At 65.5% G+C, this 26764-nt stretch carries 20 protein-coding genes; 11 read left to right on the top strand and 9 right to left on the bottom strand.

The annotated features are described in order from the left end of the window. Window positions 1-63 precede the first annotated feature (63 nt). The 8 genes from KA712_11235 (at window position 64) to KA712_11200 (ending at window position 6649) form a co-directional block, all read left to right on the top strand. On the top strand, window positions 64-1002 hold the full coding sequence (locus KA712_11235; GenBank protein ID MCG5053524.1) for a ribose-phosphate pyrophosphokinase: 939 nt from the start codon (window positions 64-66) through the stop codon (window positions 1000-1002). Between the two features lie 88 nt (window positions 1003-1090). Next, window positions 1091-1750, top strand: coding sequence for a 50S ribosomal protein L25 (locus KA712_11230; protein MCG5053523.1), 660 nt, complete (start codon window positions 1091-1093; stop codon window positions 1748-1750). Window positions 1751-1858: 108 nt separating this feature from the next. Next, the gene (pth, locus tag KA712_11225) at window positions 1859-2440 is read left to right on the top strand and encodes an aminoacyl-tRNA hydrolase (protein MCG5053522.1); all 582 of its coding nucleotides are present in this window, start codon (window positions 1859-1861) and stop codon (window positions 2438-2440) included. Window positions 2441-2582: 142 nt separating this feature from the next. After that, a complete protein-coding gene (gene rpsF, locus KA712_11220; protein MCG5053521.1) occupies window positions 2583-3104 on the top strand; it encodes a 30S ribosomal protein S6 in 522 nt (173 codons plus the stop codon). A gap of 8 nt (window positions 3105-3112) precedes the next feature. Continuing rightward, window positions 3113-3361 (top strand): 30S ribosomal protein S18, encoded by a 249-nt coding sequence (gene rpsR, locus KA712_11215; GenBank protein ID MCG5053520.1) that lies wholly within the window; start codon window positions 3113-3115, stop codon window positions 3359-3361. A 31-nt stretch (window positions 3362-3392) separates the two neighbouring features. After that, complete coding sequence (rplI, locus tag KA712_11210) at window positions 3393-3842, top strand: 50S ribosomal protein L9 (GenBank protein ID MCG5053519.1); 450 nt, start codon at window positions 3393-3395, stop codon at window positions 3840-3842. A 228-nt stretch (window positions 3843-4070) separates the two neighbouring features. Continuing rightward, on the top strand, window positions 4071-5495 hold the full coding sequence (gene dnaB, locus KA712_11205) for a replicative DNA helicase (GenBank protein ID MCG5053518.1): 1425 nt from the start codon (window positions 4071-4073) through the stop codon (window positions 5493-5495). A 29-nt stretch (window positions 5496-5524) separates the two neighbouring features. Then, window positions 5525-6649, top strand: a complete 1125-nt coding sequence (locus KA712_11200) for a serine/threonine protein kinase (protein MCG5053517.1) — start codon at window positions 5525-5527, stop codon at window positions 6647-6649. On the opposite strand, the gene KA712_11195 is transcribed toward KA712_11200, so the two are convergent. Beyond that, window positions 6650-8290 carry an alkaline phosphatase family protein gene (locus KA712_11195; protein MCG5053516.1) on the bottom strand — a complete coding sequence of 547 codons (1641 nt, stop codon included), beginning with the start codon at window positions 8288-8290 and terminating at the stop codon, window positions 6650-6652. A 113-nt stretch (window positions 8291-8403) separates the two neighbouring features. Between KA712_11195 and KA712_11190 the strand changes: the two genes are divergently transcribed. Continuing rightward, window positions 8404-9609, top strand: a complete 1206-nt coding sequence (locus KA712_11190) for an alanine--glyoxylate aminotransferase family protein (protein ID MCG5053515.1) — start codon at window positions 8404-8406, stop codon at window positions 9607-9609. Between the two features lie 60 nt (window positions 9610-9669). On the opposite strand, the gene KA712_11185 is transcribed toward KA712_11190, so the two are convergent. From KA712_11185 to KA712_11175, 3 genes are all read right to left on the bottom strand, one after another. Beyond that, window positions 9670-10614 (bottom strand): hypothetical protein, encoded by a 945-nt coding sequence (locus KA712_11185; GenBank protein ID MCG5053514.1) that lies wholly within the window; start codon window positions 10612-10614, stop codon window positions 9670-9672. A 185-nt stretch (window positions 10615-10799) separates the two neighbouring features. After that, entirely contained in the window at window positions 10800-11528 is a 729-nt protein-coding gene (locus tag KA712_11180) for a glycosyltransferase family 2 protein (GenBank protein MCG5053513.1), read from the bottom strand. After that, window positions 11525-12799, bottom strand: coding sequence for an FAD-dependent oxidoreductase (locus KA712_11175; protein MCG5053512.1), 1275 nt, complete (start codon window positions 12797-12799; stop codon window positions 11525-11527). Before KA712_11175 ends, KA712_11180 begins: the two co-directional genes overlap by 4 nt. Before the next feature lie 349 nt (window positions 12800-13148). On the opposite strand from KA712_11175, the gene KA712_11170 reads away from it, so the two are divergent. Further along, window positions 13149-14021 (top strand): cyclic nucleotide-binding domain-containing protein, encoded by an 873-nt coding sequence (locus KA712_11170; GenBank protein MCG5053511.1) that lies wholly within the window; start codon window positions 13149-13151, stop codon window positions 14019-14021. A gap of 79 nt (window positions 14022-14100) precedes the next feature. Here the strand turns inward: KA712_11170 and KA712_11165 are convergent, their stop codons facing one another. Further along, the gene (locus KA712_11165; GenBank protein MCG5053510.1) at window positions 14101-16695 is read right to left on the bottom strand and encodes an aspartate kinase; all 2595 of its coding nucleotides are present in this window, start codon (window positions 16693-16695) and stop codon (window positions 14101-14103) included. Between the two features lie 218 nt (window positions 16696-16913). Here KA712_11165 and thrC point away from each other — a divergent pair, with 218 nt between their 5' ends. Then, entirely contained in the window at window positions 16914-18248 is a 1335-nt protein-coding gene (thrC, locus tag KA712_11160) for a threonine synthase (GenBank protein ID MCG5053509.1), read from the top strand. 38 nt (window positions 18249-18286) lie between these two features. Here thrC and KA712_11155 read toward each other — a convergent pair whose 3' ends face one another. The 4 genes from KA712_11155 to gltB all read right to left on the bottom strand — a co-directional run bounded on the left by KA712_11155 (window position 18287) and on the right by gltB (window position 26604). Beyond that, window positions 18287-19465 (bottom strand): LamG domain-containing protein, encoded by a 1179-nt coding sequence (locus KA712_11155; protein ID MCG5053508.1) that lies wholly within the window; start codon window positions 19463-19465, stop codon window positions 18287-18289. Window positions 19466-19527: 62 nt separating this feature from the next. After that, complete coding sequence (locus KA712_11150) at window positions 19528-20259, bottom strand: pyridoxine 5'-phosphate synthase (protein ID MCG5053507.1); 732 nt, start codon at window positions 20257-20259, stop codon at window positions 19528-19530. Between the two features lie 187 nt (window positions 20260-20446). Beyond that, a complete protein-coding gene (locus KA712_11145; GenBank protein MCG5053506.1) occupies window positions 20447-21928 on the bottom strand; it encodes a glutamate synthase subunit beta in 1482 nt (493 codons plus the stop codon). Between the two features lie 71 nt (window positions 21929-21999). Further along, the gene (gene gltB, locus KA712_11140) at window positions 22000-26604 is read right to left on the bottom strand and encodes a glutamate synthase large subunit (protein ID MCG5053505.1); all 4605 of its coding nucleotides are present in this window, start codon (window positions 26602-26604) and stop codon (window positions 22000-22002) included. Window positions 26605-26764 lie beyond the last annotated feature (160 nt).

Raw genomic sequence — 26764 nt, 5'->3', positions numbered from 1 at the left:
AGTATTCGCGCCTTCCTGGCGGCCCCCCGCCGCCGTCGTTCGAGCCTGCGGAGTCAAACCTTGCTGAAAGCTCTCACCATTTTTTCCGGAAACGCCCACCGGGCGCTGACGGAGGCGATCTGCAGGCAGCTCGAGGTTCCGATGGGCCGCGCCGAGGTGACCCGCTTCGCAGACGGTGAGGTTTACGTCGAGATCAAGGAGAACGTCCGGGGAGTGAATTGCTTCGTGGTTCAACCCACGTGCACCCCGGTCAACGACAACCTGATGGAACTGCTGGTCATGATCGACGCGCTACGACGCGCCTCGGCTGGCTCGATCATCGGCGTCATTCCTTATTTCGGCTACGCGCGCCAGGACCGGAAGACCAAACCGCGAACGCCGATCTCGGCCCGGCTTGCCGCCGACGTGCTCACGGCCGCCGGCGTGACACGTGTGCTGGCCATGGACCTCCATGCAGGCCAGATCCAAGGCTTCTTCAACATTCCCGTCGACCACTTGTACGCGATGCCCGTGCAGATGGAGTACCTCAAGACGCACTTCGGGGCTCAGGCGGTGATCGTCTCGCCAGACGCCGGCGGCGTCGAGCGCGCGCGTGCGTTCTCCAAGCGCCTCAACTGTGGTCTTGCCATCATCGATAAACGTCGGCCGGCGGCCAACGTGGCCGAGGTCGTCAACATCATCGGCGACGTGAAAGATCGCGACGCCATCATTGTCGACGACCTGATCGATACCGCGGGGACCTTGTGCGCTGCCGCCAAAGCCATCAAGGACCAGGGCGCGCGGTCGGTGCACGCTTGTTGTACCCACGGCCTGCTCTCCGGGCCGGCGCTCGAGCGCATCGTGGCCTCGCCCATCGACCAGGTCATCGTCACCGACAGCATTCCCCACCGCAGCGAGGTGGTGGAGAATCCCAAGATCAAGGTCCTGTCGATCGCCCCCCTCCTCAGCGAGGCGGTCAAGCGCATCCACACGGGAGATTCGATCAGCTCGCTTTTCATATAGGTCGCGGCAAGGGCCGCTAGGGTAACAGCGGCTCTGTCCGCAATTGACGGCGGCACCGGCCGCAAGCAGAACGAAAAAGGTCAAGATCATGGACTTCGCACAAATCGACGCAGACGTACGTACGACCACGGGCAAGGGCTCGGCCCGCCGCACCCGCTCCTCTGGCAAGGTGCCCGCCATTCTGTACGGACGCAAAGAGCCTCCGCTGGCCCTCTCGATCGATCCGAACGCGATCGTCAAGGCGATGGACAAGGAACGTCGGCGCAACACCGTGTTCTCTCTCAACGTGGGCGGCCACGCGCAAGGCCCGTTGACCGTCATGGTGCGCGACGCGCAGATTAGCCCCCTCTCTCGCCGCATCGAGCACGTGGATTTCATCCGCATCGACCTCGACGAAGAAGTCCGCGTGACCGTTCCCATCGTGCTCAAGGGCACGCCTCAAGGCGTGGTGCTGGGCGGCACCCTTCACCAGAGCGTTCACGAGCTGCGTTTGGCTGCCAAGCCAGGCGCCATTCCGGCCCGCATCGAGGTGGACGTGACCGAGCTCGGCATCGGCGCCGTCGTTCACGTGCGGGACCTCAAGCTGGTCCAGGGGCTGCGTCCCCTGCTTCACGCCGAGGATGCCATCGCCTCGGTCATGAGCCACCGCGACACGCCGGAGGCCGTCGCCGAGACCGCAGCCGCCACGCCCGCCGCTGCCGCTGCCGCTGCGCCCGCGAAGGACGCCAAAAAGGAAGACAAGAAGTAAACCAAGCCGTCAGGGCGAAGGACGGTCCTGCGGGGCCACCTTGCTTTGTCCTCGGGGCCGCTCGCGAACCTTCGCCAGCGGCCCTTCGGCATTTCGGGAGGCACGTGCATGTGGCTGGTGGTAGGCCTCGGAAATCCAGGGCCGAAGTACGAAGACACGCGACACAATCTGGGCTTCATGGTCGAAACGGCCCTCCGAGACCGTGCGCGCGCCCCCGCGGCGAAGACGAAGTTCGGGGGGGAGACCACGGACGCCGAGCTCTGCGGCCAGCGGATCGTGTTCTTGAGGCCCATGGAATACATGAATCTGTCCGGCCAATCCGTGGGACGTATGGCCGGATTCTGGAAGATCCCGCCCGAGCGTGTGCTGGTGGTCCACGACGAGCTCGACGTACCCTTCGCCCGCCTCAAGCTGGCGTCCGGAGGGGGCCCCGGCGGCCACAACGGCCTCAAGTCTCTCATCTCTCACCTCGGCACCAAGGACTTTCCCCGCGTGCGGGCCGGCGTGGGCCGTCCGCCGCCCGGGCGAGATCCAGCCGACTACCTGCTGTCTCGCTTCTCGTCTGACGAGCGCAAGCAGCTTCCCGCCTTCGTGGACCTGGCAGCGGATGCGGTGGAAGCGGTGGTGGAGCTGGGCATCACGGCCGCCATGAACCGCTTCAACGGACGCGCCCTCGGGCCGGTCGAATAGGCGCTGCGTCATCCCTGGCAGCCCGCGAGGGTGAAAAAATCACGAAAAAGCCAAGACAGAACGACCGCGATCCCCTAGCTTACCGGCCTTTCCGTCCTTGCTCGGAGCTTGCCTCCGGGCTTCTTTCCACGAGGAATCACACATGGCAGCAGAAAGACTGCTCTCGAGCCGCGACATACCTGGGCGGCTGCGTGAGTACGAAACGATCTATATCCTGCGTCCCGACGCCAACGAAACCACGATTTCGGAGGTGAACAAGAAGGTGCGCGGGGTCATCGAAGGCAATGGTGGCCAGCTTCTCAAGGTCGAGAACTGGGGCAAGCGTCGCCTGGCCTTCGAGGTGCAAAAGCACCTCAAGGGCACCTACCTGTTCTGGCACTACCTCGGCAAGTCCGGCCTGGTGGACGAGGTCGAGCGCAACCTGAAGATCGCCGACTCGGTCATCCGCTTTTACACCGTCAAGATCGCCGAGAACGTCGAGCCGGGCAGCAAGGAAGCCAGCGTCACGGACGAGTCCTTCGCCAGCGCCTCCGTGCCCGGACCCGACGAAGAAGATCTGGCCGTGGGTCACCGTTCGTCGGCCGCTTCCCACGATGACGATGACGATGATGACGACGTGATTGGTGCGCGCGTCTCTGCAAGCGCCGAAGGCGAGGAGAAATAAGCATGTCGATGGATCGCAGCTTCGATCAAGAGACGGAAGCCCGTCCCCAACGCTCACGGCACCCGATCTACACGGACCCGGCGTACAGGGTCGACTACAAGGACGTCGAGTTGCTTCGCCAGTTCGTCACCGAACGCGGCAAGCTGATTCCGCGCCGGCTCACGGGCCTCACGGCCAAGCGTCAGCGCGAAGTGGCCCTGGCGATTCGTCGCGCCCGCATGATTGCCCTCATGCCTTACGGCGCCTCGTCGACCTAAATCGAACACCCCTTCGGACAAGAGGCAGAACATGCAAGTCATTCTCCGAGAAGACGTCGAGAACCTCGGCAATGCAGGTGACGTGGTGGTCATCCGCCCCGGCTACGCCCGCAACTATTTGCTGCCCCGCGGACTCGCCATGCCGGCGACGGCGGGCGCCGTCAAGAAGATCGAGCACGAGCGCCGCGTGATCGCGGCTCGTAATGCCAAGTTGCTCAAGGACCTCGACGCGGCCGCCGCGAAGCTGTCGGCCACCGCCGTCACTATCGCCCGCGCCGTCGGCGAAGGCGACCGTCTCTACGGCTCGGTCACGAGCCGCGACATCGCCGAAGCCATTCAAAAGCAGGGCGTGGCGGTCGACGCCAAGCGCATCGTACTCGACGAGCCTATCAAGCGGCTCGGCCTGACTGAGGTCCCTGTGAAACTCGGTCGCAACATCACCGCCACCGTCAAGGTGTGGGTGGTGAAGCAAGACGCCTGAACCCAGGCGAAAAGCACAACGGAGGCGAACACCTCCGGAAGGTGAGCGCCTGGTCGGAATCTCGGCCTGGACGCAAAACACCGGCAGCACGACGGCGAGGAGGGCGTAAGCTCTTCTCGCCGTTTTCGTTCGGCTGCGTCTGCCGTCACCGGATCCGAGCCAGGAGGCTTGGGCTGCCAGGACCGGCCGGCCGCGATCTTCTCCCGCGCTCAAAGTCGTCTTTCGCCCATGTCCGAATTGGCCCCCGCCCCCATCGTCAGCCACCGCGCGCCCCCGAACAACGCCGACGCCGAGCGGTCGGCACTCGGCAGCGTGCTGCTCAAGCCCAGCTGCTTCGACGAGGTCGCCACCAGCCTCACCGCAGACGACTTCTTCCTACCCGTACATCGCGAAATCTTCGACGCGATGTTCACCATCGACAAACGGCGCCAGGCCATCGACATCATCTCGCTCGGCGACGAGCTGAAGACCCGCGGGGCCCTCGCGCGGGTCGAGGGAGGGCCGGCTTACCTGATCAACCTCGCCAACTCGGTGCCGACTGCGGAGAACGTGGCGCAGTACGTGCGCATCGTGAAGGAGAAAGCCACGCTGCGGCGCCTCATCGGCGCCTGTGCCGAGATCCAGTCGCGCGCGTTCGGCGAGTTCGGTGACTACGAAGAGTTCCTGGACCAGGCCGAGTCTTTGGTCTTCGAGGTGGCCCAGCAGAACCGCAAGGAAAGCTACGCGGTCGTGGGCGACCACATGACCGAAGTGCTCGAAAACATCGAAGCCCGCGCGGCAGAGCGCAAGGACGTCAACGGCGTTCCCACCGGCTTCAAAAAATTCGACGCCTTGTCGGCAGGGCTGCAGCCAGAAAACCTCATCATCGTTGCGGCGCGGCCGGGCGTCGGCAAGACGTCTTGGGTCGTAAACGTCTGCGTCAACGCGGCGCTTCACCACAACGTCCCGGTGCTCATCTTTTCGCTCGAAATGTCGAAGTACGAACTGATGGAGCGTATGTTGGCCAGCGAGGCCCGGATCGACCAGAGCCGGATCCGGCGCGGCTTCATCGAGTACGCCGACTGGAAGAACAAGATCTACCCCGCCGGGGGCCGGCTCGCGGCTGCGCCCATCATGATCGACGACTCCGCGGCCCCGAGCATTCTGGACGTTCGTGCCAAGGCGCGTCGTTTTCGAGGAGACCTGCGCCATTTCCCGCCCCCGAAACCGGACGCAAATGGACGCATCCCCCGGCAGCTCGGGCTCATCGTCATCGACTACCTCCAGCTGTGTCGCGGCTCGAGCAAAAAGGACGACAACCGTGAGCGCGAGATTGCCGAGATCTCCCGAGGCCTCAAGTCCTTGGCCAAGGACCTGAAGATCCCCGTCATCGCCTGCTCCCAGTTGAACCGGGGGTTGGAAAAGCGCGAAGACAAACGGCCGCAGATGTCGGACCTCCGCGAGTCGGGCGCGATCGAGCAGGACGCAGACATGATCTGCTTCATCCACCGCGAAGAGGTCTTCAACCCGGACGACACCGAGAACCGCGGCAAGGCGGAGCTCATCGTGGCCAAGCACCGAAACGGCGCCACGGGGACGGTTCCCATGACCTTCATCCGCGAGTTCACCAAGTTCGAGAACTACGCGGACGAGAACGAGGCGCCGTTCGAGTGAGCTCGTCGTCTTCACCCGAGGAGACCCGCTTGGAAAGGCCCATCCCCGCTCTTGGCGCTCCGCCGCCCGCGGCAGGCGGCACGCTGGCCCCCGGCCAAAAGGTCGGGCGCTATCGCATCGAAAAGCTGCTCGGTCGGGGATCGATGGGCGAGGTCTTCCTGGCCATAGACGACCAGCTCGGCCGGCGCACGGCCCTCAAGACGCTGGGACCCAAGCACCTTCAGAATCAGACCGTCAAGGAGAGGTTCCTTCGCGAGGCGCGGGCTCTGGCGAAACTGACGCATCCGAACCTCATCACGGTGTTCGAGTCGGGGCACATCGACGGCACGGACCGACCTTACTTTGCGATGGAGTTGCTCGAAGGGGGCGACACCCAGCGTCTGCTCGATGATCGCGGGCCGCTCGACAGCGGGGTCGTGGCCACCATCGGGGCGCAAGCCGCGGCGGCACTGGCCGAGGCGGCGCGGGCGGGCATCATTCACCGCGACGTGAAACCTGCCAACCTGGGCATCTCGGGTCGAGGCGCGGTCAAGGTCACGGACTTCAGCCTGGCGAAATCTCACGCCGCCGACAAGAGCCTCACGGGCAAGGGCATGGTGGTGGGCACGGCCGATTACATTGCCCCCGAACAAGCCCGGGGCGACGACGTCGACGAGCGGGCCGACGTTTACTCTCTGGGATGCAGCCTTTTTCACCTTCTCACAGGCAAACCGCCGTTCCGCTGCCGAGCAGGCACCGAGGTACAGCGATACGTGGACGTCATGCGCGCCCACCTCACGGCCCCTGTTCCCGACCCGCGCGAGTTCGTCGCGAGCGTGGATGAAGAGCTCAGGCTTTTCATCGTCCGCATGATGGACAAAGAGCGAGCGCCCCGGCCTAGCCTCGACGAGGCCGCGATGGCCCTGTCTCAGATGGCCGTGCGCCTCGACGGCGATCTGCCGCGGGTCACCCGCACCATCCGCTCCGCCACGGCCGATAACACGATCGTGGCCCTGGCCCACTTGGCCGAACGCACGCAACCGCCCGGCCCGCCCCCACTCCCGGGACCTGCCCTGGGCCCGGCCAACACCCGGCGGCTGTTGGCGCTCGTGGGTATGGGCCTCGTCATCGGCGCCACGTTGGCGGTGGCTGCGAGTTGGATCTTCATGCGCTGATCAGCGCGCGGGCACGACCTCGGGCAATACGGCGCCATCAGGACGCGGCAAGGTCACACCCACCATCTGGCCCAACGTGGGAGCGAGATCTGCCGGGCTTACACGGCGGCTAAACTGCCCCCGCGCGACGCCCGCCCCGGCGAACACCAGCGGCACACGCTGGTCGTAGTCGTTGTGACTGCCATGCGTGGTTCCATGGGCCACGGTGATGTGGTTGGGCGCGGGCACCAAAACCATGTCGCCACTGCGCCCTGGAAAATAAGACAGCGCAGCCGCCCGCCGGGCGGCGGGCTCGTAGGGCGCCACGTCGGCCAGCTCGGCGCCGAAAAAGGCCTCGCTCACGCCCGGTACGCCCAGGACGGCCGCACGCACCCGTGCAAGCGCCCCCGGCGTCGCCAGCAGCTTCTCGTAGACGCCGGCCGCAAAGTAGATGTCGGTGTAAACGACCGCCGCCAGGTGGCTTCCCGCACCGAGCTCGCGATCCAGAGCGGCTTCTAGCCCGGCTTTCAGTCGGTCCACGGGAATACGGCCCGCCGGCACCCCGAGCGCCTCGAGTTGCTCCGGAATGGCCGCCACACCGTGGTCCGACGTCAACGCCACGACGTACTCGTTCTTCCCCACCAAGCGATCCAGTCCGGTCAGGAATGTGCCGAGCGTTTGATCCAGGCGAAGCAACACGTCCTGCACCTCGAAGCTGCGGGGCCCGTACGCGTGCCCAACGAGGTCCAGCACCGAAAAGCTGATGCCCAGGTAATCGGCCGCCGGACCTCGCCCGAGCTGCAGGTCCTTGACGAGGGCCAGCGCCAGGTCGGCGAGGTAAGCGTCGGCGAACGGGCTGCGCACCCAGTTCGTGAGCGAGTCGAGCGCGTTTGCACCCACGAGGGCATGTGGGAACCCCCGCGTCCAGCCGTGTGGGGCGGCCTCGCCGGGGGCGTCGTCGGCGAACCAATAGCGACGCGGAGGCAGCAGCAAGTTCCACACAGGTAGGCGGTCCCAGGCGATTGGGTTCTTGCCGAGGAAGTTTGCCACCGCCGGAACGGGAGCGTCGGTGTAGGACCTCGAGGTAACGAAGACACCGGCGTCGGCCCATGTGGTGGCAACGGCCGCGTGACCCGCCAGCATGATCGCGCTGCGCGCCTTGAGGGACGTGGTGACCACCTTCGCTGCAGGAGACAGCTGCGCTCGCATCTCGTCGGCCAATGTGGGCACCTGCAAAAAAGCGGGGCTGTCTCCGCCCGACACGGGGGAGCCGTAGGACAGAAGGGGCTGTGTGGGGTCGTTCGTACACGAAATCAACTTGCCCGCGCTGCGGTCGTACCAGGCATTCTGGACCATGCCGTGACGGTAGGGGTAGGCGCCGGTGCTGATGGTCGCGTGTCCTGCGCAGGTGATCGTTTGCAAGTACGGAAACGCGGCGTTTCGAAAGTACGCGCCCTCGGTAAACAGCCGGTGGAGCCCCCCGCGCCACGCAGAGCCGAAACGCTCGACGTAGTCCGCCCTCATCTGGTCCACCACCAATACGACAACGAGCTTGGGCCGGGGTGCCGCCAGGGCGGGCGACGCGGCCAGCGAAAACACGATCGCAGAGACGATCGGCAGCCACGGCGAAGGGGCGCGTGCGGGGTTCGACCGGGAAGGCATGCCCCCGGTTGTACACCGGTCGCTTCCTCGAGGCCATGATCGGAGGACAGCCGGTCCTCCCGCGACCGCACGGCTTTCCCGCGACCGCCGACGCTGGTACGCTCGCTGTCGTCATGAGCACCATTCCCGCCCCCTTTCAGCCCTCCCAGCGCGTCCTGATGGGCCCCGGCCCCTCCGACGTGCCCGCACGCGTTCTACGAGCGATGTCGGCCCCCACGGTCGGCCACTTGGATCCCGAGTACCTGCGGCTCATGGACGAAGTGCGCACCATGCTGCAGAGGCTGTTCCATACACAGAACGCGCTCACGTTGGCGGTCCCGGGAACGGGCAGCGCCGGCATGGAAGCCTGCATCGCCAACCTCATCGAGCCCGGTGACGAGGCCATCATCTGCGTCAACGGCGTGTTCGGGGCGCGCATGAAGGACGTCACCGAACGCTATGGCGCGCGCGTGCACACCCTCGAGGTGCCTTGGGGAGACACGATCCCCGTCGAGCTCGTCGAAGCGGCGCTGCAGTCGTACCCCCACGCCAAGCTGCTGGGGATTGTGCACGCCGAGACGTCCACCGGAGCCCACCAACCCCTTGAAACGATCTCTCGGCTGGTTCACGAAGCCGGCGCGCTGCTCGTGGTCGACGCCGTCACTTCGCTTTCTGGCATGGAGCTACGGGTGGACGACTGGAAAATCGATGCCTGCTATAGCGGTACCCAGAAATGCCTGTCGTGCCCCCCGGGGCTGGCACCGGTGACCTTCAGCGCGGCCGCCGTGAAGGCCATGGACGCACGGAAGACGAAGGTCGCGAACTGGTACCTGGACATGTCGATGATCCGCAACTACTGGGGTGCGGATCGCGCCTACCATCACACGGCGCCGATCAACATGAGCTACGCGCTCCACGAAGCGCTGCGCGTGGTGTTCGAGGAGGGGCTGCTCGAGCGGTATGCCCGCCACAAACGCCACTACCTCTCCCTGCGCGCCGGTCTCGAGGCGCTGGGATTGTCGTACATCCCCTCGAGTAGCCTCTACACGCTCAACTGCGTGAGGGTGCCCGAAGGCATCGACGACCTCCGCGTCCGCAAGGGCCTGCTCGAGCGCTTCGGGATCGAGATCGGCGCGGGTCTCGGCCCCTTCAAGGGGCGCGCCTGGCGTGTGGGGCTCATGGGCTCCTCGTCCACGGAGAGGAACATCTTTTTGCTTCTGAGCGCTCTCGAGGTTTTGATGAGCGAGCAGAATGCGAAGGTGGATCGCGGCGCCGGCGTCGCCGCGGCCGCAGGGGCGCTTCGGCAGACCTCCCTCGTTTCTTTCGACGACCTGTCCTGACCCCTCCTGCGCCCGCACGCGTGCCGGTAGGTGCCGGCACGCGGGGACGCTTCCCGCGCCCTAGAGCAGAGGAAAAACGCAGCAGCCCGTGATGCAATAGGTGCTTGCCGGGCAAGCCCCGTCGGCCACCTGGCCTCCAGGCCCGCAGGACACGATACCCTCCTCGCACACGGGGGCCGGGGGAGGACTGGCGCCGCCGCTGCCGCCCGCCCCGCCCGGAGGCATCGCACAGCCAGGATCGAGTGTGGGTTTGCCGATGCAAACCTCGCAAGGCTCGCAGGTGTTGACGCAAGCGGTCTGCTGGGTGCAGGGAGGACACGCCGCCGGATCGCCCAGTTTGTCCTGCGTGCAGGTGTTGACAAGCATCACCGTCACAGTGGCGTTCGGGGTAGGGAACGCGCAGCAGCCGAAGCAGTCACAGCCGTTCGGGGTGACCCGACGACAGTTTTTGAGGCACTTTTCGGACTGGGCGCTTGGACAGTTTTTGAACGAGGGGTCGTAAGGGCACGACGCGGCCCCTGGATTCTTGGCGTCGCACTTGAGGTTCCATTCGCAGCCGTCGTTGCCCTGGCCCGAATCACCGTCGAAGAAGCAGTCTTGTTTGCAGGCGTCGATGTTGTCACCCGAGATGCCGGTAGCAAAGCTGCCCTCGTCATTGTCACAAGGGCTTACGCACTCGCCGTCGGCCTGATCGATCCGGCCGTCTGCATCGTTGTCCATCCCGTCGCTGCACTGGGCGGTACCCGACGCACACGAGGCCGCGATACCGCCCACGCCTCCGGCGCCCGGGACGGCGCTGCCGCCCGTCCCGCTGTTGCCACCGGCCCCGCCGGACGGGGCCCCGATGCCCCCACGGGCCCCGGTGCCCGCCCCGAGCCCCGCGTCCCCCGGGCCGCCATCGCCTCGCGAGGCCGAGCCCGCATCGTCGTCGCAGGCCCCGAGCAGCAGGGCCGCGCAAGCGGTTGCCCACACCAGAGCCGGAAGCACACTTGCCCGTGAACGCATACGAATCCGCCCGGGCCCTCGAGTCAACGAAGCGCGATGATGCACCATTAGGGCACTATCGGCGGTCGGCGGGTTCGTCGCCATCTGAAGCCGATGAGATCCCCCAGCATGGCGCACGACGGCGTGTACCATCACCCTTCCCGGACCGTTCAACGCAGAGGCACAAGGCCCCCCGGCGCCCTGACCTAACCGTTCTGGCGCACGGTGACCGCGAGCTTGGCCACGCTCCTCAGCACGTGGGGCACGCGCTTGAGCAGGCGGATGCTGGGCGGGCGCTTTTCCCGCACGGCGAACGGGATCTCCACCACCTTCTTGCCTTCGCGGTGGGCACGGATCACGAACTCGCTGGCGAACACGTCCTTGTCCAGCACACAGCGCTCGACCGTGGGCAAGAGCGCGTCGCGCTTGAAGGCCTTGAGGCCATGGGTGTCGGTGCCCTTGTACTGGCACACGGCGCGCAGCATGCCGTTGTACACGCGGGTGGCCGTTCGACGAAACAGCGGACGTTGATCGTTCGAGCCCACCATCGCCTTCGAGCCGACCACCAGCTCCGTGTCGGTGCGCTCCAACAAGGCCAACGCCCGCGCGTAGAACTCTTCGTCGAGCAGATCGATCTCGTCACAGATCACGATGGTGCCGCGCGCGTTCATGATGCCCGACTTCATCGCCAGCCCGTAGTTCGGTTGCCCGAGCGAGAGCAGGCGCACATCCGGGTGTTCGGCCTCGATGCCCTTGCCGATTTCGATCGTGCGGTCGCGCGAGCCGTTCTCGCTCAGGATGATCTCGTAGGTGAATCCAAAGGGCGCAAGCTTCTCGCGCAGCTCCAGCACAGACCCGCGCAGGATGCCTTCTTCGTTGTACACGGGGATGACGATCGAAACGTGGGGGGCTGAGGAAACGGGGTTCTCGCTCATTGGGGCTCTCCGTGGGCAGCTTCGATGGTGGCGGCGACTTCGCGGCCCGCGATCACGCAATCTTCCATGGCGTTGTAGGTCCACGCCCCGTAGCGGCCGCGGGGATAGATGTCATGCGATTCCAGGAAGCGGAAGATGGCCGTGGTGGCCGGGTAGTAGTTGTCGTCGAACACCACGTACGCGTACTTCAGCTCTTTGGGCTCGGCGAAGAGAAGATCGTCGGGTGACGCCAACGCCCCCGCTTCCACCAACCCCTGGGCCACCTCGCGGGTGACCGCGTCCAGGTCGCTGATAGGGCTTCGGTCCGCCAGCTCGACATAGAGCGACGATCCGCCTTCGGGGGCCATGCTCTTCATGGCGTTCGTGAAGATGCCGGCCCGGTAAAAGGGGTACTTCTTCTCGGGCACGTAAATCCAGTGCCAATCCGCGGGGGTGGGTCGGCGCGTGGCCACGTTGAGATACTGGAGTGTGGTGCAACGAAGGTTCGCGGCGTGCGCCTCGATCGCCGGGGGCAGATTCGGCATGCGCCGCAAGAGCTCGGGCAAGGGAATCGACGCCACCAGGGCGTGATACGGGAGGCGCTCGCCGCCCACCTGCACCTCGCGCTTTTCATAATCGATCAGATCGGGGCTCACGCCGGTGTTCACCCGCGCAGGATCGATGCGGCCGATGAGGGCTTTCGTGAAGGTCTCGATGCCGCCCTGCTTTGGATAGACGAAGCCCACATTGTAGCCCATCTCTGCCGGCCCCGCGCCCACGGCGCCCGCCACGATCTGTTCGAGATTGGGCAAAGGCACGAACCGCGAACACCACGCGGCCGTGATCTCACGCGGGGAGACGCCCCAAAGCCGCTCGTTGTAGGGGATCATGAAATGCTTCGAGATTCCCGCGCCAAAGTGCCGCAGGCAGTACTCCTCGAAGTTCCGGGGCTCCCCGGCAATCTCGCCCCCCAGCTTGGCCTCGATGACGCCCATCAAGCACTCCTTCACCACGTCGGGTGGAAGACCGTGCAGGTTGGCCTGGAAGGGATAACGCGTGAGCACACCGTTCGAAAAAACGCGCGCCTTGCGGGCGACGTCTTCCATTTGTCCCGGTAGCGCCTCGGCCACGAGTTGCTTGACCTTTGGATCTCGCAGATGCAGCCAGTGACCGGTTTTGTCGAAGCGATAGCCTTGCTTTTCGTCGGTGCGGGCGTGCCCGCCGAGCCGCGCTTCTTTCTCGAAGAGGACCCACGGCAACCGCAGGTGCAGAGCCGTGGAGATGCCAGTCAAGCCTCCGCCGAGGATGACAACTTTTTTTTGCGTTTCAGGCGCCAAGGGAGGCGCTTGCCTACCACGGTCGACCAAAGGGCGTCAAAGCCGAAGCGCGCCTGAGGGCTGGTCGTAAAGGAACGAGCTTCCGCCGCAACGGGCCAAGCGCGCGCCTCACGCGACTTCGTGGACCCGGACCGAGGCGCGCGCTTCATGAGGCCTCGAGACTGCCAGAACGAGCATTTCCCCTCGCGTTCCCACCCGCCGGGCCCTGTCCGGTCGGGGTGGAAAATGCTGGCCGACCGGGCGGTCGAGAGGCTTCGTCGCGCGCAGACCGCGCGCTTTTTGCGACTCGTGTACAATCGGAAGGATGTCGGCACCGCGTCTCGACCAGCTCACGACGATCCCTCTGTTTCAAGACTTTGCGCAAGATGAGCTAGCCGAACTGGCGGCGAGGTTTCAGGAGACCCTGCCCGGAAAAGGGGGGGTGCTGTTCGAGGAGGGTGAAACGTCCGAGGCCTTCTACCTGCTCACGCGCGGTGAGGTCACCCTCGAGATGCCAGGGGAAGCGCCGCTCAAGCTCCGACCGCCTGCGGTGATAGGCGAACTCGGCGGCGTCCTCGGAGCGGCACGGTCCGCGCGCGCCATCGTGGCGGCGGGCTCCGAGGTGTGGCAGTTCCGGCAGCGTGACGTCGAGGCCTTGTTCGTCGAACAGCCCGCGATCGGCATCCGCCTCCTCAAAAAGCTCCTGACGGCGGCAGCCGAAAAGGTTGGAAACGATCAGCGTCGGCTGTCGGACATGCGGGCCAATCTCGTGGCGACGCAAAAGGCGCTCAAGTCACTTCGCGACCTCGTCCTGGAAACGCAGGAAACGCCCGTGTCGACTCCCGTGTTCGAGACCCTCGAGCGGCTGATCGTCAAAAACAGAAGGGTCAATTATCGGGTGGCGCCCCCCTCCTCCCACCCTGCCTGTCTTCGGCTCGACGCAGGCCGCAGCCCGGTGGTGGAGCTGTCCCGCACGCACGTGACGGTGGCATGGCCCGACCACACCGTCACGGCCCATCAGGGCGAATGGGTCTCTGGCATCGCCGAGCTCGGCGGGGAAGAGATAGCCATTTCAGGAACGATTCTCCGTGCCTCCCAGGGACAGGTGACCTTGGAGCTCGACCTCTTGCCCGTCGATACGGTGGCCGTACTCGAAGGCTATCTCACGCGCCTGCAGCTGCTGGACATCGTGGTGTAACCACGGGTTCCGGCTTCGTGCCGGCGCGCAGAGGCCCCCGTGGTTCGCCCTGTGTCCCTGGTAAACGTTTGCCGCGGGTTCAGCCGCCGAGCAGATCCATGATGTCGTTGAGCACACCGCCCGCGGTGACCTCGAGCCCGGCCCCTGCCCCCGTGATGACCAGCGGGCTACGGTAGCGGGCCGTGGTGAAGGCAATCTGATTGTCCGTGCCCTCGAGCGATGCGAACGGCGTGCCCCGCTTGACCTTCCGAAGCCCCACCTCGATCTTCTTGGCCGTTACGGTGGCCACGTAGCGCAGAACCGCGTCGTCTTTGCGGGCGGCCTCGACCCGCTTCGCCCATTCGGCGTCCCAGGTCTCGAGCTTGGCCAAAAACGCGTCTTTCGACAGCTTGCGGGCTTCTCCGGGCACGAGGCTCTCCACCGCGACGTCCTCGGGCTCTCCGGTGAACCCCAACAAGCGGCCCAAGATCAGGGCCTTGCGGCCCACGTCCGCGCCCGACAAATCATCGCGCGGGTCCGGCTCCGTGTAGCCAAGCGCCATGGCTTCCTTGACCGCCGCCGAAAACGGTTCGCCATGCCCCACCTCGGTGAGCAGATACCCGAGCGTGCCGGACACACAGCCCTCGATCCGTTGCACCTTGTCGCCCGACTCCACGAGCTTGCGATAGGTGTCGAGAATGGGCAGACCGGCGCCCACCGTGGCCTCGAAGCGCAGCTGCCGCCCCCGCTTGGCCAGCGCCTCGCGGAGCGTGTGATCGTCCTTTCGGCTCGCCGACAAGGGACGCTTGTTCGCCAGCACCACGTCCATGCCCGCCTCGGCGGCCGCCATCAACACGGCGGACGTATCGTGGGCCGTGACATCCACGATCACGGGCCTCGAGAGCGCGTGCTTGGCGAAGTGCTGGACGGCCTGAAGGGGTGTCGCCTTGTGCCCTCCCGGCGCCTTGGCGAACGTTCCCCCCTCGCTCTTCTGCTGTGCGAGCTCCGCCACCTGCGCGGCCGGCAAGCCTTCGGCGTCGAAGACGAAGCCCGTGCGATCCACCGCAGCCACCAAACGCAAGCGGCTGGTATCGATTCCCGCCATGATGCTGGCCTTGGACTTGGCGGCTTTGCCAATTTTGCCGGTCTTGCCGTGGTTGCCGTTTTGCGAGATGAGACCGGCCAGCGTGCGGCCAATCTGGCCGAAGCCCAGCAGCACCACGTCCACGTGGTCGTGCTCCCGCAGGGCCCCGCCGCCGATCTTCGCCAGCTGGAAGGCCTCGTGAATGCTCTTCTGCGCGTCCGCACATTGCGCCTGGGACACCACGAACGAGATGTTCAGCTCGGACGAGCCCTGGGCGATGGCCACGATGTTGATGCCCGAGCCCGCGAGGGCCCCGAAGACCCGGGCCGCGATACCGGGCTTGCCGGCCATCCCCAGCCCCACCACGGCGATCGTGGCCATGCCGGGTTGGATCTGGATGCCGTCCACGTAACGGCTCGCGATCTCCTGCGCGAAGGCGTGCTGCAGACACTTTTGGGCCGCCTTGGCTTCGCCTTCCGGGACCGTGAAGCAAATGGTCTGCTCCGACGACGACTGCGAGATCAGCGACACCGAGAGGCCATGCTGCGAGAGGGTCGCAAACGTCCGGGCCGCCACCCCGGGCACACCCAAAAGACCCCGCCCCGCCACCGTGACCAGCGCCTGACCGGCGGCAGCCGACAAGGCCTTGACGGGGTAGCCATCGAGGGTGTGCCGGCTCGAGATCTCGGTGCCGAGCGACGAAGGCTCGGCAAAGGGCCTGACGTGCACGGGGATGTCTTGGCCAGACACCGGGATGAGCGCACGCGGGTGCAGCACCTTGGCGCCGTAGTAAGCCAGCTCGGCGGCCTCGCGCACATTGAGTTGCGGCACCACGCGCGCGTCCGGCACCACGCGCGGGTCGGCGGTGAGTAAGCCCGGCACGTCCTTCCACAACGAAACGCGCGCGGCCTCGAGGCCCCGGGCCAGCAACGTGGCGGTCAGGTCCGAGCCGCCCCGGCCCAGCGTCACGGTCCCCGTCAGCTGGCCCGCGTCGTCGATGAGCGCGCCCAAAAAGCCTGGCACCACGGCCACCACACCCGCCCGAAGCAAGGGCAGCAGGCGGCGGCGGACCTCTGTGTCGGAAGCGTCCAGGTCGGGCGCGGCCCCACCGAAGGGACCGTGGGTCACCACCACCTCGGTAGCTTCGACGTACTCGGCCTTGACGCCCGCGGCCCGCAGCACGGCCTCGAAGAGGCGGGCGGAGAGGCGTTCGCCGCGTGAGACCACGAGGTCGCTGGTGCGCGGCGTGAGTTCGCGCAGCACCAAAAGCCCGGTAGCCAGGGACGACAGCTCTTCGAGCGACGCGTCCACCAAGGCCTGCACGCGCTTGCGGGCCGCCGCATCCGACAAGGCCCCTTTGACGATGTCCCGGAACTTGGCGGCCAGGGCGGCGTTGGCCGCGTCCACGGCCGTTTTGTCCCCCTCGTGGGCCGCGCGCGCGACCGCCAGCAAGGCGTCAGTGACGCCTGCCGGTGCCGAGCACACCACCGCCACCGGCCCCGGGGCCGCCTTCACGATGGTGGCCGCGTGTTTGTACGCGGAAGCGTCGCCCAGGGAGGCGCCGCCGAATTTGTAGACCTCGGGAGCTTGGCTTTTCGGTTGACGTGGCATGGAAGAACGCACGCCGCCACCAGGGCGGTCGGGGGCCGTACAGTACTTGGTTTTGCCCCGGTGCGCGAGCCCCGGCGCAGAGCTGTTTCCCGGAGGCCACGCGGTCGAGGCCAATGACAACAGGGCTGACGATTCCCTGCCCCGTTGTGCAAGCATTCGGCATCGGAAACCGACGGGCGGGTCCTTGCTTCACGCGATTTTAAGGTAAATTGCCGGCCATGAAGCCATTCCGCGCCGTGTTCAAGTGCATCTCCGGCTGTGCCGGGGAATGGGCGCTCGACGAAGTGATCTACCGCTGCCCCACCTGCAACGACCTGCTCGAGGTGAGGCACGACATGGAGGCCCTGCGGCAGAACTCGGCCTATCAGTGGATGAAGCTGTTCGAGGACCGCTACCTCGGCACCGAGTGGCCGCACGGCTCGGGCGTGTGGGGCAAACGCGAGTGGGTCCACCCCGGGATTCGGGACGAGAACATCGTGTCGATGTACGAAGGCGGCTCGAACCTCTTCTGGGCGCAGCGCTATGGCGGTCAGATCGGCGTGGAGGATCTGTGGATCAAGCTCTGCGGCAACTCGCACACGGGCTCGTTCAAGGATCTCGGCATGACGGTCCTGGTGTCCGTGGTCAAGCAGATGATGGCGGACGGCAAAAACGTTTCGGCCGTCGCGTGCGCGTCCACCGGGGACACGTCGGCCGCGCTGGCGGCGTACTGCGCGGCCGCCGGGGTGCGTTCGCTCGTGATCTTGCCCCACGGCAAGATCTCCACCGCCCAGCTCGTGCAGCCGCTCGCCAACGGCGCCAAGGTGCTCGCCCTCGACGGCAACTTCGACGACTGCATGGCCGTGGTGCAGCGCCTGGCAGCCGAAGAAGGGGTGTACCTGGCCAACAGCATGAACTCGCTGCGGCTCGAAGGTCAGAAGACCGTGGGCATCGAGATCTGCCAGCAGTTCGAGTGGCGCGTGCCGGACTGGGTGATCATCCCGGGTGGCAACCTCGGCAACGTGAGCGCGCTCGGCGCGGGATTCAACCTCATGCGCGACCTCGGGCTCATCAACAAAATGCCTCGCATTTGCGTGGCCCAGGCCGCGCACGCCAATCCGCTTTACCAGTCCTACCTGAAGGGCTTCGAGAGCTTTTCCTCCATGGTGCCGCAATCCACCCTGGCCTCGGCCATCCAGATCGGCAATCCCGTGAGCCGGGACAAGGCCATCCGCGCCCTTCGGCAGTTCGACGGCGTGGTGGAACAGGCCACGGAGGCCGAGCTGGCGGACGCGGCAGCGCGGGCCGACCGAACGGGCATGTTCTGCTGCCCTCACACGGGCGTGGCCCTGGCGGCGCTCGAAAAGCTCGTGGCGCGGCAGCTCGTGACGAAAGATCAGACCGTGGTGGTCATCAGCACGGCCAACGGGCTCAAGTTCACGGACTTCAAGGTGGCCTACCACGACCGCAAACTGGCCTCGGTGCCCGACCCGAAATACGCGAACCAGCCCATCGAGCTGCCGAACGAGTACGGCGCCGTTCGCGACGCGGTCCGGCGCATCCTCGACGCCTGAGCCCCCGCTGGACAACCGGCCTCGGGGCGCCGCGCGCGCTACCGGGGCCCGGCGTCGAAGCGGGCCTTGACCTCGGCGGGTGAAAGCGCGCGCTTGTAGATCGCCACCGTGGAGAGGACGCCGTTCCACTCGCGCTCGTGCCCGCCGTCGACACCCACGGCATCACCAAACTTCGGCTCGTTACCCAGCCCCAACGGCACGTCGTCGAACCAGTGGGAGAAGTCAGACGCCTTGGAGAGCTTCGCCGCCCCCACCTGCTCGCCGTTGAGGTAGAGGACTTGATCTCCGCCCATCGTTTGTACGTAGGCCACGTGCGCCATCGTCGAGGGAACCACCACGGAACTGGGGAATGCCACCTCGGGGCAACCATTGTCGTCCTCGGCGTTGATCTTCACCCGAATTTGAAACTCGTTGCCGTTGGCCGCATCGCTGCACTTTCGCCGGCCGTGTAGCAAGGTGAAGTTGCGGTGATGGTTCTCGCGGGCGAACGACAGAATGCGCGCAGGACCGTCCTGCGCGGACGAGGTGGCATAGCCCCACAGCTCGATGGTCATTTGATTCGCGGCCTTCAAGGCCGACGTGATCTTCGCCGCGGTTTTCCAGGCTCCCCCTGATGTCGCCGAGTAGGCGATCGGCCCCTTTTTGGTGTTGGGCGACGTGAACTTCAGCCCGTCGGCGACCCAGGATATGGAGCCCTCGTTGTCCTTGAACGCCAGATCGAGCGCTTCGCCGAAGCCCGAGGTGTCCTTGGCCACACGGCCCTGGCCCTCGCTGAAGGTGTAAAGTGCCACCACGTCGGCTTGACCCGGCAGGGCCACGGGGCCCCCACCGCTCCCGCCCGCCATGGCCGCGCCGCCCGTACCACCCAGAGCGCCCCCGGCCCCTGAATTTCCCCCAGAGCCGCCGCCCGAACCTCCCCCACCGAGGCTCGGGCCTTGACCGGCTTGGCCGCCGGCTTCGCCCCCTTTGCCCCCGGTTTCGCCTCCCTTGCCGCCGCTTTCACCTGCCTTGCCCCCAGCTCCGCCTGCCGTGCCACCGGTTTCACCCCCCTTGCCGCCGAGGCCTCCCGCGCTTCCTCCAGAGCCCCCGAGAGCCCCTCCTTCACCGCCGCCCCTGCCAGCCTGTTGCCCCGCTTGTCCTGCCACGTCGTCCGTGTCGTCCGCCCCGGACGAGGGTCCTGCGGCACAGGCAACCAGGCATCCCCAGGCCAACCACACACAAGGAAATCTCGACAATGAAGAGCTCACCTGTCTCAGTCGTCCTTCGGCGCCGTTGGAGGTCATTTATTTATGATCGCGAGATAGCGGTCGAGCGTGGGCTCGAGGCCCGCATCAAGGGCTTCGCAGACCACGGCATGGCCGATCGACACCTCGAGGACTGAGGGCACGGAGGCCAAGAAGGGCCCTAAATTTTGCTGGTTCAGGTCGTGGCCCGCGTTGACCCCCAAGCCAAGCTGGTGGGCCCGCGCAGCCGCCCCCGCGAATCGCTCCAAGACGGCGGGTTGGGCTTCCGTGCCAAAGGCCCGGGCGTAGGGCTCGGTATATAGCTCGATGCGGGCCACCCCCGTGCGCGCCGCCGCTTCGACCTGCTCGAGGTCGGGATCGAGAAAGAGGCTGACCCGGATCCCGTGGCCCTGAAGACGCGTCACCACCTCGGCCAGCAAGGCTTGATGACGAACCGCATCCCAGCCGTGGTCAGACGTGAGCTGACCCGGCGCATCCGGAACCAGGGTGCACTGGTGGGGCTTCGCCCTCTCCACGAGGGCCAAAAAGTCCGCCGTGGGGTAGCCCTCCACGTTAAACTCGACCTGGGGCTCCGTCTTCAGGTAGGCCGCCAGTTCGGTGACGTCGGAAAAGCGCGTGTGGCGCTCGTCGGGCCGGGGGTGAACCGTAATCCCGTGAACGCCGCGGGCCACGCAGCGACGGGCAATCCCGAGCACATCGGGGTTGTTGTTTCCCCGCGAATTGCGCAGCAGGGCAAACTTGTTGAGGTTCACGCTGAACTTGGTCATGTCGCCCCAGGGCAAAGCGGACTCTACCAGACGAATACGAGAGTCGCGCCGTCTGCGTCAGGCCGGCGAGCCCACGAGCCACTCACCGTGATGACCGCATCGAGCCTCCGAGACATCCCCCGCCTCGTGCAGCCCCAGCCCAGACGACAGGGCGTGGTCCAAGGAAAACCACGCCCCGTGCGAGGGCCTAGACCAGAACCGTCTGGCCCATCAAGTGCTTGTCGACGCTGCGGGCCGCCTGACGGCCTTCGGCAATCGCCCACACCACGAGGGACTGACCCCGCCGCATGTCACCCGCCGAGAACACGCCCGGAACGGAGGTGGCATAGTCCTCGCCTGCCAACACGTTGCCCCGCTCGTCGAGGTCGACGGCCAGCTCGGTGAGCAAACCAGGCTTCTCCGGGCCCAAAAAGCCCATGGCCAGCAGCACCAGGTCCGCCTTGATCACCCGCTCGGTGCCCGGCACTTCTTCGAAGCGCGGGCGGCCCACGCCGGGAACCTGACGGAGACCCACCACGTGGATCTCTTTCACGTTGCCCTCGGCATCGCCCACGAGCCGCTGGGTGCTGACGGCGTACTGCCGGGGATCCTGCCCCCACAAGGCAGAGGCCTCTTCCTGACCGTAGTCCATCTTGTAGACCCGCGGCCACTGCGGCCAGGGGTTATCGAGGGCGCGCTCTTCCGGCGGGCGCGCCAGGATTTCGAGCTGAACCAGGCTCTTGCAGCCGTGGCGGATGGAGGTCCCTACGCAGTCGGTGCCGGTGTCACCGCCGCCGATGACCACCACGTGCTTGTCCTTGGCCGAAATGTAGTGGCCGTCCTCAAGCCGGCTGTCGAGCAGGCTCTTGGTGTTCCTGGACAGAAAATCCATGGCCAGGTGCACGCCCCTGAGCTGCCGGCCCTCGACCTGGAGGTCGCGCGCCTGCGTGGCCCCGCCGCAGAGGACGATGGCATCGAACTCGCGCTTGAGCATCTCGGTGGGATAGTTTTGCCCGACCCAGGTGTTCGTGAGGAACGTGACGCCCTCCTCTTCCAGGAGCTTGATCCGGCGTTCCACGAGGCGCTTTTCCAGCTTCATCGAGGGAATCCCGTACATCAATAGGCCACCGATCCGGTCGGCCCGCTCGAACACGGTGACCGTGTGTCCCGCCTTGTTCAGCTCGGCAGCGCAGGCAAGCCCCGCGGGACCGGAGCCGATCACAGCCACCTTCTTCCCCGTGCGCTTTTCCGGCGGCTCCGCCTTGATGAACCCCGCCTCGAAGCCATGATCGACGATGGCGCACTCGATGCTCTTGATGGACACGGGCGGGGCGTTGATGCCCAGCACGCATGAGCCTTCGCAAGGCGCGGGACATACCCGTCCCGTGAACTCGGGGAAGTTGTTCGTTTTGTGAAGGCGGTCGAGCGCCTCCCGCCATTGCCCGCGGTAAACCAGGTCGTTCCACTCGGGGATCAGGTTGTTGAGCGGACATCCCGCGGTCATCCCCGCGATGATTTGCCCCGTGTGGCAGAAGGGCACACCGCAGTCCATGCAGCGGGCCCCCTGCTCCTGAAGCACCGGCTCAGCCTGGTGTTCGTGAAACTCGTTCCAGTGCTTGACGCGCTCCTTGGGGTCGTCCCAGCCTGGAGCCTGTCGTTCGTATTCCAAGAAGCCTGTTGGCTTGCCCATGTTCGTCGTTCGTCTTCGGCCAATGGTTGACTGTTTGCCGCCCGAAACACCTGCCTAGTGGCGCAAGGACCTCACTTGCCCTGCGCCTGAGCCCCGCTGTTTGCATTCTTCTCGAACGCTGCCATCTCGGCATCTTCGGGAGACAAGCCTTTTTGCAACATCTCCTTCTGGGCTTCAAGCATGCGTCGGAAGTCGCTGGGAATGACGCGCACGAAGAGCTTGCGCCACTCTTGCCAGCCCGACAGCAAAGCGCGCGCGCGTTCGCTGCCGGTGAACTGGTGATGCCGAGCAATCATGCGCTGGATGGCCTCGAGCTCCTCGGGGTCTTCCACGGGTTCGACCGCTACCATCTCTTTGTTGCAGCGGCTCGCGAACGTGCGGCTCTCGTCGAGGATGTAGGCGATGCCTCCCGACATTCCCGCCGCGAAGTTTCGCCCCGTAGGCCCCAGGATCACCACCCGTCCGCCGGTCATGTACTCGCAACCGTGGTCTCCTACACCCTCCACGACGGCGTTGACGCCACTGTTTCGGACGCAGAAGCGCTCGCCCGCCATCCCGCGGATGTAGGCTTCGCCCGTTGTGGCGCCATAAAACGCCACGTTCCCCACGATGACGTTCTCTTCGGGCACGAAGGTCGACTCACGGGGCGGGTACACGATCAGCTTACCCCCGGAGAGGCCCTTGCCCACGTAGTCATTGGCATCGCCTTCGAGCTCGAAGGTCACCCCCTTCGGGACGAAAGCCGAAAAGCTCTGTCCCGCGCTGCCGCGGAACTTCACGTGCACCGTATCTTCGGCCAACCCCTCGGCTCCGTAATTGCGCGTGATCTCCGAGCCAAGGCGTGTGCCCACGGTCCGGTTCACGTTCCGCACGGAGAGCTCCACCTTCACCTTGGCGCCGGTATCGATCGCGCTTTGGCAGGCAGGGATGAGCGTGGTGTCGTCGAACTCCTTATCGAGCCCGTGGTCTTGAGCCATCGTGCGATAGCGCTCGACCTTGCCGTTTACGTCGGGCTGGTGGAGGATCGCGGAGAGATCCACGCCCTTGGCCTTCCAGTGATCGACCGCCTCCTTGGTCTCGAGGCACTCGGTGTGACCCACCATCTCGTCCACCGTCCGGAAGCCAAGCTCGGCCATGATTTCCCGGGCCTCCATGGCGACGAACTTCATGAAGTTCACCACGTGCTCAGGATCGCCCGCGAAGCGTGCCCGCAGACGCGGATCCTGCGTGGCTACCCCCACCGGGCAGGTGTTGAGGTGGCAGACACGCATCATGATGCAACCCAGTGCCACGAGGGGCGTGGTGGCGAACCCGAACTCCTCGGCGCCGAGCAACGTGGCGATGACCACGTCCCGGCCGGTCTTCATCTGGCCGTCGGTCTCGACGTAGATGCGGCTGCGCAGGTTGTTGAGCACCAAGGTCTGGTGGGTCTCGGCCAGGCCCAACTCCCAGGGCACGCCCGCGTGCTTGATCGAGGTCAGAGGCGACGCGCCCGTGCCCCCGTCGAAACCACTGACCAGCACGACGTCGGCCTTCGCCTTCGCCACGCCCGCCGCCACCGTGCCCACACCGACCTCGGCCACCAACTTGACGCTGATGCGCGCGCGGTTGTTCGCGCACTTGAGATCGTGGATGAGCTGCGCGAGATCCTCGATCGAATAAATGTCGTGATGGGGGGGCGGGGAGATGAGCCCCACGCCCGGCGTCGAGTGACGGACCTTCGCGATCCAGGGGTAGACCTTCGTTCCGGGAAGCTGGCCGCCCTCTCCCGGCTTGGCTCCCTGGGCCATCTTGATCTGGATCTCGTCGGAGTTCACCAGATAGGCGCTGGTGACGCCAAAGCGACCCGACGCCACTTGCTTGATCGCGCTGCGCTTCGAGTCGCCATTCGGCAGGGGCTTGTAACGTTCGGGGTCTTCACCGCCCTCGCCCGTGTTGCTCCGCCCGCCAATGCGGTTCATGGCCACTGCCAGAGCCTCGTGGGCCTCCTTCGAGATCGAGCCGTAAGACATCGCGCCCGTCTTGAAGCGCTTCAAGATCGTCTCGACCGAGTCCACCTCGTCGAGGGGCACGGGCTTTCGGTGTGAGCGGAACTTCATCAGCCCGCGCAGCGTGCACAAGGTGCGGGACTGATCGTTGATCATGCCCGCGTATTCCTTGTATGCCTGGTAGTTGCCGGTGCGCACAGCGTACTGAAGCTTGTGGATCGTCTGAGGATTCGTGAGGTGGTACTCACCATCCTTCCGCCATTGGTACTCGCCGCCGGGCGCCAGCCCCAGACGAACCACCTTACGGCCGGGCACGAAGGCCCTCTCGTGACGACGCCGCACCTCCTCGGCCACGACGTCGATACCAATGCCGCCCACGCGCGAAGCGGTGCCGGCGAAGTACTTTTCGATGAGGTCCGACGAGAGTCCAATGGCCTCGAACACCTGGGCGCCGTGGTAGCTCTGCACGGTGCTGATACCCATTTTCGAGAGCACCTTCGTCACGCCCTTGTTCACGGCCTTGACGAAGTTTTTCTCGGCCTTGGCCGGGTCGGTCTTCAGGCGGCCCACGCGGGCCATGTCGTGCATGCTCTCGAAGGCGAGATACGGGTTGATTGCGCTCGCACCGTAGCCGATGAGCAGACAGAAGTGGTGAACCTCGCGAGGCTCACCGCTCTCCACCACCAGCGAAGTGCGCGTGCGGGTTCCCTTGCGCAGCAGGTGATGGTGAACGGCGCCCACGGCGAGCAGGGCCGGGATGGGCGCACGCGTTTCGTCGTGCTTGCGGTCGGAGAGGATGATGATGTCGTGTCCGTCCACCACGGCCTTCTCGGCCTCCAGGCACAAGGCCTCGAGGGCCCGTTCCAGACCCTTCCCGCCGCCCGCGACCGTATAGACCATCGACAGCGTGGCGGACTTGAAGCCTCGGGATGTCTTTGACCCGTCGAGCGCACGGAGGGTCTCGAGTTCCCGGTTGAGCAGGATGGCGCTGTCGAGTTCGATCTGACGGGCCGACGACGGCTGGGGATCGAACAAATTGCGCTCGGCACCGATGGACGTACCGATGTCCATGATGATCTCTTCACGAATGGCATCCACCGGAGGATTCGTGACCTGCGCGAAGAGCTGCTTGAAGTAGTCGTAAAGCGGGCGAGGCTTGTTCGACAGCACGGCAAGCGGGGTGTCGGTACCCATGGAGCCCATCGCCTCGGCGGCTATCTCCGCCATGGGCTGGAGCAGCTTGAGGCTTTCCGTGGTGTAGCCGAAGACCTCCTGACGCATCTCGACCGTCTCATGGTCGGGTTCGATCGCCGGCGCTCCCGGCGGCAATGCCGGCAGCGACACCAAGTTGTCTTCAAGCCACTGGCCGTAGGGCTTCTCGAAGGCGTACTTCTGCTTGATCTCCTCGTCCGGGATGATCCGGTGCTCCTTCGTATCGACGAGGAACATGCGTCCTGGCTGGATGCGGCCCTTTTGAACGACCTCTTCGGGCTTGATGGCGGGGATGACCCCGGCCTCGGAAGCCATCACCACGAGGCCGTCCTTCGTGACGTAGTAGCGCAAGGGGCGCAGACCGTTGCGGTCGAGCACCGAGCCAATCATCGAACCGTCGGTGAAACAGATGGCCGCGGGGCCGTCCCACGGCTCCATCATGCAGCTGTGGAAGCGGTAAAAGTCTTTCTTCTGCTGCTCCATCGCCTCGTGGCCCCGCCAGGGCTCGGGCACCATCATCATGACGGCGTGGGACAAGGGCCGGCCGCCCATCCACAACAGCTCGAGGGCGTTGTCGAGCATGCCCGAATCGCTGCCGCTCTCGTCGATGACGGGGTGAAGCTTTTGCACGTCGTCCCCGAACAGCGGAGACTCGAGCACGCTTTCGCGGGCCCGCATCCAGTTCACGTTCCCGCGCAGCGTGTTGATCTCGCCGTTGTGAGCCACCACGCGGTAAGGATGGGCGCGCGCCCAGCTGGGGAACGTGTTGGTGGAAAAGCGCGAGTGCACGAGGGCCAGCGCGCTCTCCATGAGCGGCGAGCGCAAGTCCGGGTAGTACGCCGGCAGTTGGTCCGACGTCAGCATGCCCTTGTAGACCAGGGTCTTGGACGAGAGGCTGCAGATGTAGAAGATCTCGCGGTGAATGAGGTGGCTCTCGCGCACCAGCTTCTCGGCGGTCTTGCGGATGAGGAAGAGCTTGCGCTCGAAGGCCTCTTGCCGACCCACGTCGCTGCCCTTGCCAATGAAGAACTGCCGCATCTTCGGCTCGGCCGCCTTGGCCGTGTCGCCGATCATCGAGTTGTCGGTGGGAACGACCCGCCAGCCCAGGAAGTGCTGGTGTTCGGTGCCAACGGCCTGCTCGATGAACCGCTCGCAAAGATCGCGCTCGGCCGCGTCGACGGGCAAGAACACCATGCCCACGCCGTACTCGCCCTCGGGAGGCAACGTGATGCCCACAGCCTCGGCTTCGGCCCGCAAAAAGCGGTCGGGAACCTGAAGAAGGATGCCAGCGCCGTCGCCCGTATTTTCCTCACAGCCGCAAGCGCCCCGGTGGCCGAGGTTTGCCAGAATCTCGCAGGCGTTCTCGACGATTTTGTGGGTCTTGCGCGCGTGCATGTCCACCACGAAGCCAACACCGCAGGCATCGTGTTCATTTTGTGGGTCGTACAGGCCTTGCTTTTCGGGAGATCGGTTCATCTGGTTTTTTGGGCGTCGCAGGCCGCGTGGCGGTCCGCGGATAGGGTGGTTGGAACTGCACAAACTAGCACCTACAAATCTCACCTGTAAATCGGGTTACAGGGACCGTCGGCGATTTTTCTAATTCGATACTCACTGGCAACATTCCGTTTACACGATC

The sequence above is a fragment of the Myxococcales bacterium genome (assembly GCA_022184915.1).
Classification (GTDB): domain Bacteria; phylum Myxococcota_A; class Polyangia; order Fen-1088; family Fen-1088; genus JAGTJU01.
Note: the sequence above shows the minus strand (reverse complement) of the source record. Positions and strands in the feature narration are given on the sequence as shown.

Bases quoted from the DNA above. Each gene is read 5' to 3' on its own strand.
- gltB (MCG5053505.1), bottom strand. From the start codon at position 26,604: ATGAACCGATCTCCCGAAAAGCAAGGCCTGTACGACCCACAAAATGAA.
- rplI (MCG5053519.1), top strand. From the start codon at position 3,393: ATGCAAGTCATTCTCCGAGAAGACGTCGAGAACCTCGGCAATGCAGGT.
- KA712_11190 (MCG5053515.1), top strand. From the start codon at position 8,404: ATGAGCACCATTCCCGCCCCCTTTCAGCCCTCCCAGCGCGTCCTGATG.
- KA712_11150 (MCG5053507.1), bottom strand. From the start codon at position 20,259: ATGACCAAGTTCAGCGTGAACCTCAACAAGTTTGCCCTGCTGCGCAAT.
- thrC (MCG5053509.1), top strand. From the start codon at position 16,914: ATGAAGCCATTCCGCGCCGTGTTCAAGTGCATCTCCGGCTGTGCCGGG.
- rpsR (MCG5053520.1), top strand. From the start codon at position 3,113: ATGGATCGCAGCTTCGATCAAGAGACGGAAGCCCGTCCCCAACGCTCA.
- pth (MCG5053522.1), top strand. From the start codon at position 1,859: ATGTGGCTGGTGGTAGGCCTCGGAAATCCAGGGCCGAAGTACGAAGAC.
- KA712_11195 (MCG5053516.1), bottom strand. From the start codon at position 8,290: ATGCCTTCCCGGTCGAACCCCGCACGCGCCCCTTCGCCGTGGCTGCCG.
- KA712_11165 (MCG5053510.1), bottom strand. From the start codon at position 16,695: ATGCCACGTCAACCGAAAAGCCAAGCTCCCGAGGTCTACAAATTCGGC.
- KA712_11180 (MCG5053513.1), bottom strand. From the start codon at position 11,528: ATGAGCGAGAACCCCGTTTCCTCAGCCCCCCACGTTTCGATCGTCATC.
- KA712_11145 (MCG5053506.1), bottom strand. From the start codon at position 21,928: ATGGGCAAGCCAACAGGCTTCTTGGAATACGAACGACAGGCTCCAGGC.
- KA712_11230 (MCG5053523.1), top strand. From the start codon at position 1,091: ATGGACTTCGCACAAATCGACGCAGACGTACGTACGACCACGGGCAAG.
- KA712_11185 (MCG5053514.1), bottom strand. From the start codon at position 10,614: ATGCGTTCACGGGCAAGTGTGCTTCCGGCTCTGGTGTGGGCAACCGCT.
- dnaB (MCG5053518.1), top strand. From the start codon at position 4,071: ATGTCCGAATTGGCCCCCGCCCCCATCGTCAGCCACCGCGCGCCCCCG.
- rpsF (MCG5053521.1), top strand. From the start codon at position 2,583: ATGGCAGCAGAAAGACTGCTCTCGAGCCGCGACATACCTGGGCGGCTG.
- KA712_11170 (MCG5053511.1), top strand. From the start codon at position 13,149: ATGTCGGCACCGCGTCTCGACCAGCTCACGACGATCCCTCTGTTTCAA.